Below are 12,623 nucleotides of genomic sequence, written 5' to 3'. Positions count from 1 at the left end.
GTGGGTGAATCGGGTAACCCGATCACCACGCATGGACGCCAGCAGATCGGTTCGTGATGGAAGCCTGGGCATGCCGGGGCTCGATATTGTCTGGGGGACATGGACTGGAGATCAATGTTCGCGCAAACGCCGTGCTTCATAGGCTTTAAGGTGAGTGTAGGCGAATTCAAGAACCGACAAATCTGCTGTCGACAGCCCTGCCGCGTCACGGCGTGCGACCAGATCACCGAACATATGCTCGACTTCGATGGCGGCACCACGTTCGATGTCTCGCAGCATGGAAGAGGTCATCTTCGACCCGGGAGTCGTCAACATATTCACAAAGCGCTCATGCGCCTGCGGGCGCAGCGGGTAACCGGCCTTGGCGGCGATCTCGGCGCACTCATCCAGCAATCTCAATACCAGTGACTCACCACCTGCGGCGAGCACATCACCGACCGTAGAGCGCATGGAGCAGGTAACGCCAGCACCGGTGGCGATAAAACACCATTTTTCCCACATCTCCTGAAGGATGCTTGAGCTGAGGTTAGCCTCAAAACCCGCGCCGACCAACTCATCCGTCACGCGCTGAATACGTGCGCTCACTTGCCCATCCAGTTCGCCAAATGTTAATTGGTTGGTGTCATTCAGATGCACGATGGTGCCCGACGCATCGCGGTCCACAGAGATCAGGCACTGCCCGCCCAATATATTCGTATGACTGAAACGTGCGGCCAGGCGATCTAGATGCGCCATGCCATTGAGCAGCGGCAGAATCATCGTTTCAGCCCCCACCGCTGCTGCAAAAGACTCCATCGCCGCGTCGAGATCGTAGGCCTTGCAACTAAGGAGAATCAGGTCATAGGGAGTATCCAGTGCCTGGCTCAGCACATAGGGCGGATCAGGATAATCGACGTTGCCCAACGGGCTTCGCACGATCAGCCCGTCACGTTCAAGCTCTTCGGCGCGACGAGGCCTGACCAGAAACGTCACGTCCCGCGTCGCCTCCAGCAGTCGTCCACCAAAATAACCGCCGATCGCACCGGCTCCAACGATCAAAATGCGCATGGCTGTCCAACCTCTGCCGAGCCGTTGAGAGGGTCTGCATAAAAGGTAAGAATAGATGATAAAAAACGCTATTCAACAACAGATATCCCCCTCATCAGTTGTCCCCAGGCACTAAATCGCAGGCAAAAAAAACCCGAGTAGCCAAAGACCACTCGGGACGAGAGAGTTAGCTCAACGCTGAATACATCTTATATTTTGAAGGGTGTGAGGTCTGGCCAGAAAAGTGGCAAGCCACTGTCTAAACGCTCGCTCAAGCTACGGCTGGGGACTCCCCGTTCAGCCAATGCTGCGGCTCTCAATCGTGCTGATATAGCGTCGATGACAGCGCGGCTGGCGTCGTTATGAAACTGCCAGACGCCGTAGATTCTCCCATCGAAGGACGGCTCGCTGCCCAGGCGCGGGTCAATCCCAAGCCCCGAGCCCAGACCGAACAGATACAAACCGTGTAAGCGCCGCCCCGCCAGATCCAAAGGACAGCCTGAAGGGTCGGAATCAAGACCGCCCTTCACCTCGCGCAGGGTGATCGGCGTGCCATCGGCGTATTTGAGTTCAGGTATCCGAGGTTGATAACCCGTGCATTGCACCACCACATTCGATTCAGCCAACGCTTGGCTCGCACGTTCATACTGCCGGGCGGGGCCATTTCGAGTTTGCAGGAGATGGACCCGGACCCCGTCCGCACCTATTCGGCCGCGCTCAAGAATGTCCCGGCCCACGTCTAAAGCGCGATAACGCAAGCCGCCTGACCGGTTGACCCGACCCGATACCGGGCAAATATCATTGACTGGATCAAACTCGTAGCCGTTCGCCAATGCCTGATCGGCACTTTCATAGAACAGGCGGATTTGCGAGCGATGCACCAATGTCATCTCTTCCAGACCGACGCTTTGCAGTGCGCTGGCGAGGTTTTCCAGCACGGAAAAAGCACTATGAGAACCACCGACCACTGTGAATCGCCCCCCTGCGGCGAGGGTCGGCGCAAAATGTTCGCGCAACTCTGAGGCACTCATACGCAGCACTGTATCGGCACTTTGAATACTGGTCGACGGAGGCAGCGATAACCCCTGATCTGCCAGTGCGTTTAGCAGATGCTGCGGATCTTGACGGCCACCAAGGTTGAGTACCAGCGTACGGCACAGAATCGCCTGAGCACGCCCCTCGTGTTCGACCCAGACCTGAAACGCATCATCGTCGCTAACCACTTCCGTGATCGTGGTGCTGCTCCACACCTGAACGTCATAACGTTGAACGATAAAATCCAGCACCAGTTTCGACGCTTCTGCCAGCAGTTCCCCTACGTCTGATAGCCGTGGTGCGACAAAAGCCTGATCGCGGATGCGCCAATACGCCGCGCTGTGCTCCAACGGTTCAAACACTTCGCGCAATGCCGGATCACGCAGGCAATCGAGAAATACATCGCCCACAGAGTTGGCCGTAATCTGGTATTCACCCAATCTACCAGTCCCCGGATGAGGACTGGCGTCGACGATAATCAATCCGTCGCGCGTTAAATCAGGCAAGGCTCCGCTTTTCAAGGCATTGAATATCAGCCCCATGCCAGCAGGGCCAGCCCCTCCTACCAAACAACCGCAGACTACTTCCAGTTGATCTCCATACATGATAATTGACTCCGTGTTTAAATTCAGGTCGTCTTTCTGTGGTCAGAGTGACGTGTCAAGTCCGTCCTAAAAAAGCAGGGATAACCGTTAGCGTCGTGTTTGAATAGAAGAGGATGAAAAGTGGGGAATAACTAACGAGGGGAAAACAAGAAGGCGTTAGCGCAAGCCTCATTGGTGGGCTTGGTACGATGCTTCTTCCTCTGCGTTGCGCGGGAACATGCAACGTCATTCGGTAACTGCTCCTCGATAACTTATTTATCTTTATCGCAGGCAACGCTACCGCTGGGGCCAAATCTGGATACCCTATTAATAGGCATTGTGTGGAGCGTTCCAAAAAAACATCCACACAGCGGTTCAACGATTCGCCCTGGAACAGCCTTGGCTTAAGTACTTAACTTAGGCGCCAAAACCTCGACCAATAATTTCAAAATTTCAGGAAAGTGTCAAATTACAGACTCATTACAAAAAACGTTACACTTACTCATTAACTGCATGATAGATATGGGTATTTTTTTTTGACGTTAAAAAGCCATCATTCACATGCAAAAAGTTTATTTTAAATAATCGATTTGGCGCGAGGATTTCTGGGCATGAGTGGCAGCCAGACAAGGAGCGGGCATAAAAATGGAGGAGGGAGAAAACCCAAAAAAGGTCTAACGAAAGGCGATTGACAACAACGTGGATTGACCGCCTGCAAGGCCCAGTCTAGACGGCAAGTTGACATAAATAGCCGGATGAAAATGACTGAGCCCCTGTAGCCGGGGAGTGCCACCCGCACGTTTAGCGAGCGTGACACATCACTAGAACCCGTAGTCCCCTGGGCCCAAGGGCGAGCCTCACCCGGCGTAGCGGGCCTGTGTATGCAGCTGACCATGGTTAGCCAGGTCATAACGCAGCTCAGCCACCAATTCGCATATATCCCGACTGTTATTAAGCCGGTCCAAAGAAATGCCCGTGACGATCAAATCGACCCGGTCGGATTGAGGGTCGGAAATTTGAACGGTCAATGAGAAATCAGGCGCCACCGTGCACTTGCAGCGCAACGGCAAAAAGGCACGTTCGATAATACCTCGTAGTTCCAACGTGGAAAGCCTGTACGCAATCATGTGCAGTCTCCTCGCAGCAGGCCGGGTCAAGATCCAGACACTGGCTACATCTATTTATTAGGGTACAAGGATTTCGTCCATGGTCGTCAAATAAACGGCGTCTATTACTTGAACGTCCTTAACTCTATACCCGCCCCCTGTGCGGGGCAATGCCATGTTAACGAGGGTGTACACAATCAATTGGAACGGCCTGATTTATAAAATGCATAGAAGAAACGTTTCATCTTTTACGGATGATAACAATACCGGCGGAACACACCCGTTTGACCACATTTACCTCATAAAAAATAAAAAAACCCGTTACGTCTCAGACCACCTTCCGTCGGCTGACTTCACGCAAGCGTCATGACTCGCTTCTTGCAAGTCGCAGATGGATCAGCGCAACCCTGGCGCCGTGTTTGTCTTGACGCTCGTCCACGGCATACGGCTGAAAGCCGAGCTTGGGGTAGAACAACAGACCCGGGACGTTGCGGTTGAAACACGATGCAGTCACCTCCCGGGCCTCGTGCTTATCGAAAGCGATATCAATCATGTAGCTGATCAGATAACGCCCCACACCTCGCGAGCGAGCATGGGGGGAAATGATGACATTACCCAGCGAACAACGGCCCCGAAACTCCCAACGAGAGAAGTTTGCGAAACCGACTACTGTGCCATCCATTTCAATCACGGTGGAGTCGGAGCAGTGGGTGATAGCCTCTTTTAGCTGATGCGGAGTCAGCGGATAAGAGGCCTTGGGAAACATATAAAACAGCTCGTCGGCGCTCTGTGGAAATTCACAGATAACCGGGATGTCTTTTTCTTCCAGGGGGCGATGAAGAAACATAGCTGGATAACCTCTCGAAGCATCAGGAGCACACGCATAGTAAGGACACTATATGCGAAGGATAGAGCAACTACATCCTTGCTAAAAAAACCCCTGAGAACCTAAGTTCACAGGGGTCAAGGCACTGCGCTCTCAGTAACGGGTCAAGGCATCCCCAGCCAATTGGGCAGGGCCATCGAGATGAAGGGGACGTAGGTCACCAGGATCAGGAACGCCAGAAGGATCATCAGCCACGGCATGGCGGCCCGGATTGTCTGGCCGAGGGTCAGCCCGGTTACCGCCGAGGTGACGAACAGGTTCAGTCCCACCGGTGGGTGCACCAGACCGATCTCCATGTTCACCACCATGACGATGCCCAGATGGATCGGGTCGATGCCCAGCTTCATGGCAATCGGGAAGAAAATCGGTGCCAGGATCAACACGATGGCCGACGGCTCCATGAAGCTGCCGGCCACCAGCAATACGATATTGACCATGATCAGAAAACCAATGGGCGTCAGGCCTTCGGAAATCACCCATGTCGTGATTTGCTGCGGAATCTGTTCGGTGGTCAGGACGTGGGCGAAGAGCATGGCGTTAGCGATGATGAACATCAGCATGATCGACAGCCGTCCGGACTCCATCAACACTTTCGGGCAGTCACGGAACCGCATGTCCTTGTAGACGAACAACGCAACGAAGGCCGAATAGACTGCTGCCACCGCCGCTGCTTCCGTCGGGGTGAACATGCCGCTATAGATACCGCCGAGGATGATCACAAGCAGCAGCAAGCCCCAGAATGCACGCCGTGCGGTGTGCAACCACTGACGAAAGCTGACCCGTGGCTGTGCCGGTAACTTCTTGACCCTGGCGACGATGTAGATCACCACCATCAAGATCACACCGAGCAAAATCCCGGGGACAATGCCGGCGATGAACAACTTGCCCACCGAGGTTTCAGTCGCGGCGGCGTACACCACCATGACGATGGACGGCGGGATCAGGATGCCTAGCGTCCCCGCGTTACAGATGATGCCTGCGCCGAACTCTTTTGGATAACCAGAGCGCACCATGCCTGCCACCGCGATGGAGCCAACGGCAGCCACCGTCGCCGGAGAGGAGCCAGACAATGCCGCGAACAACATGCAGGCCAGCACAGCGGCAATCGCCAATCCTCCACGAATGTGCCCGACGCAAGCGTTGGCAAAGTCGATCAGGCGTTGCGCAACGCCGCCGGTGGTCATGAACGCGCCCGATAACAGGAAGAATGGGATCGCCAGAAAGGTGTAGCTGTCAGACGTTTCAAACAGCTTGATCGCCAGCGAACTCAACGAGTCCTGACTGAACAAGAGGATGGAAACCGCCCCGGACAGACCCAGCGAAATCGCGATCGGCACGCCCAGGAACATAAAAACGAACAGCAGCAGGAACAGACAAAGAACCGTCATCAGTGGTGCTCCTCGCTCGAACTGGCGAGTTTGCTCGCTTCGGCCGCCTCATCTGCCAGCCCGAGACCGAGTTGACGATGGGTGAAGATGCGCCAGAAAATTTCCACGTACCGGATGAATACCAGGCCGAAACCAAGGGGCACGATCGCGGCGATGTACGAGACCTTAATGCCGAACTGATCGAGGTCCTCAGCACCGATATTGGCGATGAACACGGCCGACACCCATTTGTAGCTGGCCACCACGAACAATCCGGCGTAAGCCAGGCAACACACGCACGCGAGCATTCCCAGCAGGCGTTGCATGCGCCGTGGCGTCAGCCTGACCAATGCGTCCACACCCAGGTGCCCGGCGGTACGCACTCCGTAGGACATGCCAAAGAAAATCAACCAGCCGAACAGCGCCTTGGTCAGCGCCACACTCCAAGTCATTTCCTGGGCAATCCCCATTAAGTGGTCACCGATACTCGAGAAAAAAGCGCTGCTCACCACCCACTTGTCGCTCAGGGTGTAAAAGAACGTATAGATGTTGTTGAACATCACGTAGACGAATGTAACCAGGGTCATGGCGGCCAGCAGGAAGGCAATAACGGCTTCCTCCAGATGCTCCCAAAGTCGCGTCAGCGATTGCATAGAAGTTCTCCGAACGTAGAGAGAGCAGCCGCTCAGATCAGAACGGCCGCGCAGACATTGCTGTCTGTACCGATCAGTTGTCGGTAAACATCAAGGTGCTTTGTTGGAGTCGTCAGCAGCTTTGATCAGATCGGGACCAATTTCAGCCGAGAACTTTTCCCATACTGGACGCATCGCTTTTCGCCATTCCGCGCGTTGCTCAGAGGTCAGTTCGATGACTTCGCTGGTTTTGGCGTCGATGATTTTTTGCTTGGCGCTCTGGTTCAGCGCTTCAGCTTGCCTGTTCACTTCAATCGAGACCTCGTCGAGGATTTTTTGCAACTCGGTGCGGATATCTACTGGCAGGCCGTTCCAGAACCTGGAGTTGGTGATGACCATGTAGTCGATCAAGCCATGGTTGGATTCAGTGAAGTACTTCTGCACTTCATTGACCTTTTGGCTTTCATAATTCGACCACGTGTTCTCGGTGCCATTGACCGTACCGGTCTGCAACGCTTGATAGACTTCGGCGAAGCTCAACTTACGCGGGTTGGCGTGTACGGCCTTGAATTGCTCTTCGAGCACGCTGGACGCCTGGACCCGGAACTTCAGGCCGCGTGCATCTTTAGGCACGCGCAAAGGCTGGTTGGAGGAGAGTTGTTTCAGGCCGTTGTGCCAATAGGCCAGCCCGTGAATGCCTTTGTCGTCCATGGAGGTCAACAACGCTTTGCCCTGCGGACCTTGCTGAAAACGGTCGACCGCTGCCAGGTCATTGAACAGGAATGGCAGGTCGAAGATTTGCACCTGTTTGGTGTACTGCTCAAACTTGGCCAGGGACGGAGCCAATAACTGCACATCACCCAAGAGCAATGCTTCCATTTCCTTGCCGTCGCCGAACAGGGACGAGTTTGCATAGACCTCGACTTTCACCTTGCCCGCCAGACGTTCCTCGGCGAGTTTCTTGAACAGCAAAGCGCCCTGCCCTTTGGGCGTATTTTCAGCCACGACGTGAGCGAACTTGATAATTATGGGGTCGGCTGCCTGCGTCAGGCTGGCGATGGACACTGCGGCGGCGCATAGGAGCGCGCGGGTCACCTTCAACATCGATTTCACCTTTTTATTGTTGTGATTATTTTTGAGGGAGCTTTTAAAGCGCTGGTACAAAGATGCACAAGGCCGCGCGTTTAGAGAATTTGCATTTTTATAATCCAGCGTTTGGTTTAGCTGAACGCTGGCACTTTGTACCCATGGTCGACTCTGAAGCCCCTGTGGCGTGGGGATAAACCCTCGAAGACTATTGACCCAAAGCAGTTATCGTACAACGAGGTTACGACTAAAGTCGTATACAGCTCTTACCCTCTAGATAAGCGTCAGGGCCAATAATCGTTGAGCGCGCAGCAAGACCGGCGCGTCGACCATTTGCCCGTCGACTTGAAATACGCCTGCGCCATCAGCACCCGCGTCCAGCACGCGTTGCGCCCAAGCCAGGTCTTCAGCACACGGGGCCAAAGCCTGGTGAATCACCGAAATCTGTTTCGGGTGAATGCACAAGGCGCCCGCAAAACCCATCTCATAAGCATGACGAACGGACTGGTGCAGCCCCTCTGGGTCGTCGATGGCCGGGTGCACGCCATCAAGGGGAGGCAACAACCCCGCGCCACGCGAATGCAGCAACAACAAGACGCGCGCCTGATCGAGTACACATTGTGCAGCCCGAGTGCCGTTGCTCAAATTCAGGTCCAGCGCCAGGTCCAGGCTGCCAAACGACAAGCGCTGAACGCCTTTGGCACAAGCAATCTCGGCCAGCGCCAACAGGCCACGAGCGCTCTCGATGATCGGCCAGATCAGCTTGCCGGTGGCCGCCACTGCAGCTACCTGGGCAGAACTCTCGACCTTGGGCAGCAACACCCCGATAACCCCTGAATGGCGTTGGCAGAACGCCAGATCAGCGAGGTGTTCGGCGTGCTCCGGGGCATTGACCCGAACCCAGACCGAGGCCTGCGGAGTGCTTTGCAGAAAAGCCGCCAGGTTATCCCGAGCCTGGCGCTTGAGCGATTCTTCCACTGCATCTTCGAAATCGACAATCACCGCATCGGCACCCGCAGCCAGCGCCTTGGCGAATCGCTCGGGTCGGCTACCGGGCACAAACAGTGCAGAGCGGACAATGGAACCGGACATGGCTATTTCCTCTTTCTTGGGGAGGCCCAATTAATCTGTGGGAGCACGGTGTGGAGGTCTCAGACCACCCCTGCCGCTTGCAGCCGCGCCTGATCTTCAGCCGAAAAGCCCAGCTCACCCAAAATACTACCGGTGTGTTCGCCCAGCCCCGGCACCGGGTCCATGCGCGGGGTAAAGGCAGCGTTGCGCCCTGGCGGCAGCAATGCCGGCAGCTTGCCGGCCGGGCTGTCCACTTCGCGCCAGCTGTCGCGGGCCTTGAGTTGCGGGTGTTCCCACACACCCTGCATATCGTTGACCCGGGCGTTGGCGATCTGCGCCACTTCCAGCCGGGTCACGACCTCTTCCACCGTCAGTTGGGCGAAACCATCGACAATGATCTGGCGTAGCGCCTCACGATTTTCCGATCGTTTGAAGTTCGCCGAAAAACGCTCATCGGTGGTCAGCGCAGTGTCGAGCAACACCTTCTCGCAGAACAGCGCCCACTCGCGTTCGTTCTGCAAACCCAGCATCACCGTGTCGCCGCCCTTGGTCGGGAACGGACCATACGGGTAAATTGTCGAGTGCGAAGCTCCAGCACGCGGTGGCGGCTGGGCGCCTTCGAAGGCGTAGTACATCGGGTAGCCCATCCACTCCACCAGACTTTCCAGCATGCTCACGTCAATGCGACTACCCACACCGGTTTTGTCGCGCAGCAACAGCGCCGACAGAATCCCGCTGTAGGCATACATGCCCGCCGAGATGTCGGCGATGGAACAACCGGCTTTGGCCATCTGGTCTTCGCCCGGCCCGCCGGTCACCGACAGGAAGCCACCCTCGCTCTGAATCAGCAGGTCGTAGGCCTTTTTCTTTTCATAAGGCCCGCCTTCACCGTAGCCGGAAATGTCGCAGACGATCAGCCTAGGGAAGCGCTCGTGCAGCGCTTCGAACGACAACCCCATGCGCGCCGCAGCACCCGGTGCCAGGTTCTGCACCAAAACATCGGCCTTGCCAAGCAGGGCCTGAAGAATGTCCTCCGCCTCGTCCTGTTTGAGGTCCAGGGTCAGGCTTTCCTTGGAGCGGTTGGTCCAGACAAAGTGCGATGCCAGGCCACGCACGCGCTCGTCGTAGCCCCGAGCAAAATCGCCGCTGCCGGGACGTTCGACTTTCACCACTCGCGCCCCCAGATCAGCCAGTTGCCGGGTGCAGAAAGGCGCTGCAATCGCGTGTTCGAGGCTGACCACGGTAATCCCGTCCAGCGGACGAGGATTGGCTGGTTGAGTCGTCATAGGGTTACCTCCGCCGCATTGCGCAGCTGCCAGACCTTTTCAATCAGCGCTCGGCCCTGCTCCGGCGTGCGTGCGCCAGAGAACGCCAACAGACGCTGAAATTTTTCTTCCAGTTCAGGACGCGACAGGGTGTTGCCCGGATCGCCCTTGGGCTCGTCGATAGCTGCGGATAGGGTGCGGCCGTCCGTCGTGGTGACCACCACACGGCCCAACCAGCGCGCCGGATAGGCACCGTCGACTTCACTGTCCAGCGCCATGCTGACTTTCTCGCGGAACGCTGCCACGGCAGGATCAGTCAGGGCAAACGCTTGGAACTCGGTCAATTGGGCCTTGCCGTGCACTGCAATTAAACCGAGTACTGCGCCCATCGAAAACTTGGCCTGATGCACCGTCTGCGGAACCACAACCCGCCCAAGCACATCGATAGCGGCCTGATGCACACGGGTGGTGACATGCTCGATCTGATCATGAGTCAGCCCCTCGCTCTGCATCAAAAGGAGCAACGCATCGGCAGCCGGATGAGTATGGCGGCACGAGGCGTGGAACTTGAACGAGGTCTCGGCCAGCGCCCAACGGCTGCCCAACCGGTCGGACAGCTTGCTCGGATCAGCATCGCTGGACATGCCTGCGGCCATGCCTTGATCGCCTTCGAGGATATTGCGTGCACCGGTCAGGCCATCGAGGGTCATGTACGCTGCGAGTAAACCATCGGCAGCGGCTTTGGCGGTGTGCAGCTGTTTCGAGTCGGCGGCGTCTCGCAAAAACTCCCACAACCCGGCAGCCTGAGTGCCCGCGTTGCCAAACAGGTTGATGAATTGCTCTTTATCGAAGCCCAGCAACTTGCCGACCGCAACGGCTGCCGCGAGGGTACCGACCGTGGCCGTGGTATGGAAAATCTTGTAGTGAGAACGACCCATGAACTCGCCGATGCGAATCCCGGCCTCATAACCGGCCACTGAGGCCAGCAACAATTCGCGACCGGACTTGCCCAGGTCCTGAGCCGCCGCCAGCACGGCGGGGAACACCACCGTGGCCGGATGCAGCACCGAGCTGTTGTGCAGGTCGTCCTGCTCGACCAGGTGCGAGGACGCTGCGTTGACCAGCGCGGCGAAATACGCCGAGGTACCACGGCCGCTCACCAGTATTTTCGCCGGGCCATCGGCTGGCCCCATGTGCTGCGCATAACGCTCGAACAGCGGAATTGGGTGCGAACCCTGGCTGGCCAGCGCCGAGCCCAGCCAGTCGAGAAACAAGTCTTCGGTGCGGTCGAGCACGGCGTCTGGCACCTGCTCGTAGTTCAGGTCGGCCAGGAAGCCGGCCAATGCTTGGGTATGGCTCATGATCGGCTCCTCAGAAACTGCGTGGCAGTTCGAGCAAATGCTCGGCGACGTAGGACAAAATCAGGTTGGTCGAGATCGGCGCGACCTGATATAGACGGGTTTCACGGAACTTGCGCTCGACGTCGTATTCGCAGGCAAAGCCAAAACCCCCATGGGTTTGCAGGCAGGCGTTAGCCGCTTCCCAGGATGCTTTGGCCGCCAGATATTTGGCCATGTTGGCGCTGGCTCCGGCATTCTTGCCGCTGTCGTATTCCTCGCAGGCACGCCAGCGCATCAGGTCGGCAGCTTCGATCTCGATGTGCGCTTCGGCAATCGGGAACTGCACCCCCTGGTTCTGGCCGATGGGTCGCCCGAACACCACCCGATCACGGGCATAGGCGCTGGCTTTTTCGATGAACCAGCGGCCGTCGCCGATGCATTCGGCGGCAATCAGCGTACGCTCGGCATTCAAGCCATCAAGGATGTAGCGAAAGCCTTTACCTTCCTCGCCGATCAGGCTGTCGAGGGGCAGTTCCAGGTTGTCGAAGAACAGTTCGTTCGTTTCATGGTTGACCATGTTGGCGATGGGCTGAACGGTCAGGCCGTTGCCAATGGCCTCGCGCAGGTCGACGAGAAAGATCGACATGCCTTCGGATTTCTTCTTCACTTCAGTCAGCGGTGTGGTGCGCGCCAGCAGGATCATCAGGTCCGAATGCTGGACCCGCGAGATCCAGACTTTCTGACCGTTGATCACGTACTTGTCACCCTGCTTCACCGCAGTGGTCTTGATCTTGGTGGTGTCGGTACCCGTGGTGGGCTCGGTGACGGCCATGGATTGCAGGCGTAATTCACCGCTGGCCAGCTTCGGCAGGTAATAGCTCTTCTGTGCCTCACTGCCGTGACGCAACAGGGTGAACATGTTGTACATCTGGCCGTGAACGGTGCCAGAGTTACCGCCGCAGCGGTTCACTTCTTCAAGGATCACTGACGCTTCGGCCAGGCCCAGACCCGAGCCGCCGTATTCGGTCGGGATCAGCGCCGCCAGCCAGCCGGCATCGGTCAGCGCCTTGACGAACGCTTCAGGGAAGCCCTTCTCTTCATCGACCTTGCGCCAGTAAGCCGCATCGAATTCGGCACACAGGGCGCGCACGCCTTCGCGGATAGCATTCAGTTCTTCGTTATCGTTGGGGTTCATCGATTGGCTCTCATGGGTCCGCACGGACAC

At 56.8% G+C, this 12,623-nt stretch carries 11 protein-coding genes; all 11 read right to left on the bottom strand.

Annotated elements, in window-relative coordinates; genetic code table 11:
- Positions 1-111: 111 nt before the first annotated feature.
- Entirely contained in the window at positions 112-1,047 is a 936-nt protein-coding gene (locus tag RGU44_RS03730) for a ketopantoate reductase family protein (RefSeq protein WP_322179693.1), read from the bottom strand.
- 188 nt (positions 1,048-1,235) lie between these two features.
- Positions 1,236-2,666 (bottom strand): pyridine nucleotide-disulfide oxidoreductase, encoded by a 1,431-nt coding sequence (locus tag RGU44_RS03725; protein WP_322215687.1) that lies wholly within the window; start codon positions 2,664-2,666, stop codon positions 1,236-1,238.
- An 836-nt stretch (positions 2,667-3,502) separates the two neighbouring features.
- Positions 3,503-3,772, bottom strand: a complete 270-nt coding sequence (locus RGU44_RS03720) for a DUF1652 domain-containing protein (RefSeq protein WP_322179696.1) — start codon at positions 3,770-3,772, stop codon at positions 3,503-3,505.
- Between the two features lie 343 nt (positions 3,773-4,115).
- On the bottom strand, positions 4,116-4,598 hold the full coding sequence (locus RGU44_RS03715) for a GNAT family N-acetyltransferase (protein ID WP_322215684.1): 483 nt from the start codon (positions 4,596-4,598) through the stop codon (positions 4,116-4,118).
- A 143-nt stretch (positions 4,599-4,741) separates the two neighbouring features.
- Positions 4,742-6,025: a C4-dicarboxylate TRAP transporter large permease protein DctM gene (gene dctM, locus RGU44_RS03710; RefSeq protein ID WP_219060643.1), complete on the bottom strand. Its 1,284-nt coding sequence runs from the start codon at positions 6,023-6,025 to the stop codon at positions 4,742-4,744.
- The gene (locus RGU44_RS03705; protein ID WP_322179698.1) at positions 6,025-6,657 is read right to left on the bottom strand and encodes a TRAP transporter small permease; all 633 of its coding nucleotides are present in this window, start codon (positions 6,655-6,657) and stop codon (positions 6,025-6,027) included. The genes dctM and RGU44_RS03705 overlap by 1 nt, the downstream gene beginning before the upstream one ends.
- Positions 6,658-6,747: 90 nt before the next feature.
- Positions 6,748-7,740 (bottom strand): TRAP transporter substrate-binding protein, encoded by a 993-nt coding sequence (locus RGU44_RS03700; RefSeq protein WP_322179699.1) that lies wholly within the window; start codon positions 7,738-7,740, stop codon positions 6,748-6,750.
- A 255-nt stretch (positions 7,741-7,995) separates the two neighbouring features.
- Positions 7,996-8,814: a CoA ester lyase gene (locus RGU44_RS03695; RefSeq protein WP_322179700.1), complete on the bottom strand. Its 819-nt coding sequence runs from the start codon at positions 8,812-8,814 to the stop codon at positions 7,996-7,998.
- Positions 8,815-8,873: 59 nt separating this feature from the next.
- Positions 8,874-10,079: a CaiB/BaiF CoA-transferase family protein gene (locus RGU44_RS03690; RefSeq protein WP_322179701.1), complete on the bottom strand. Its 1,206-nt coding sequence runs from the start codon at positions 10,077-10,079 to the stop codon at positions 8,874-8,876.
- Positions 10,076-11,419, bottom strand: coding sequence for an MmgE/PrpD family protein (locus RGU44_RS03685; protein ID WP_407074666.1), 1,344 nt, complete (start codon positions 11,417-11,419; stop codon positions 10,076-10,078). Before RGU44_RS03685 ends, RGU44_RS03690 begins: the two co-directional genes overlap by 4 nt.
- Positions 11,420-11,429: 10 nt before the next feature.
- Positions 11,430-12,593 carry an acyl-CoA dehydrogenase family protein gene (locus RGU44_RS03680; RefSeq protein ID WP_322179702.1) on the bottom strand — a complete coding sequence of 388 codons (1,164 nt, stop codon included), beginning with the start codon at positions 12,591-12,593 and terminating at the stop codon, positions 11,430-11,432.
- Positions 12,594-12,623 lie beyond the last annotated feature (30 nt).

Source organism: Pseudomonas sp. 5C2, from assembly GCF_034314155.1.
GTDB lineage: Bacteria > Pseudomonadota > Gammaproteobacteria > Pseudomonadales > Pseudomonadaceae > Aquipseudomonas.
Note: the sequence above shows the minus strand (reverse complement) of the source record. Positions and strands in the feature narration are given on the sequence as shown.

Excerpts from the sequence above, each read along its gene's own strand:
- RGU44_RS03730 (WP_322179693.1), bottom strand. The coding sequence starts at position 1,047 with ATGCGCATTTTGATCGTTGGAGCCGGTGCGATCGGCGGTTATTTTGGT.
- RGU44_RS03725 (WP_322215687.1), bottom strand. The coding sequence starts at position 2,666 with ATGTATGGAGATCAACTGGAAGTAGTCTGCGGTTGTTTGGTAGGAGGG.
- RGU44_RS03720 (WP_322179696.1), bottom strand. The coding sequence starts at position 3,772 with ATGATTGCGTACAGGCTTTCCACGTTGGAACTACGAGGTATTATCGAA.
- RGU44_RS03715 (WP_322215684.1), bottom strand. The coding sequence starts at position 4,598 with ATGTTTCTTCATCGCCCCCTGGAAGAAAAAGACATCCCGGTTATCTGT.
- dctM (WP_219060643.1), bottom strand. The coding sequence starts at position 6,025 with ATGACGGTTCTTTGTCTGTTCCTGCTGCTGTTCGTTTTTATGTTCCTG.
- RGU44_RS03705 (WP_322179698.1), bottom strand. The coding sequence starts at position 6,657 with ATGCAATCGCTGACGCGACTTTGGGAGCATCTGGAGGAAGCCGTTATT.
- RGU44_RS03700 (WP_322179699.1), bottom strand. The coding sequence starts at position 7,740 with ATGTTGAAGGTGACCCGCGCGCTCCTATGCGCCGCCGCAGTGTCCATC.
- RGU44_RS03695 (WP_322179700.1), bottom strand. The coding sequence starts at position 8,814 with ATGTCCGGTTCCATTGTCCGCTCTGCACTGTTTGTGCCCGGTAGCCGA.
- RGU44_RS03690 (WP_322179701.1), bottom strand. The coding sequence starts at position 10,079 with ATGACGACTCAACCAGCCAATCCTCGTCCGCTGGACGGGATTACCGTG.
- RGU44_RS03685 (WP_407074666.1), bottom strand. The coding sequence starts at position 11,419 with ATGAGCCATACCCAAGCATTGGCCGGCTTCCTGGCCGACCTGAACTAC.
- RGU44_RS03680 (WP_322179702.1), bottom strand. The coding sequence starts at position 12,593 with ATGAACCCCAACGATAACGAAGAACTGAATGCTATCCGCGAAGGCGTG.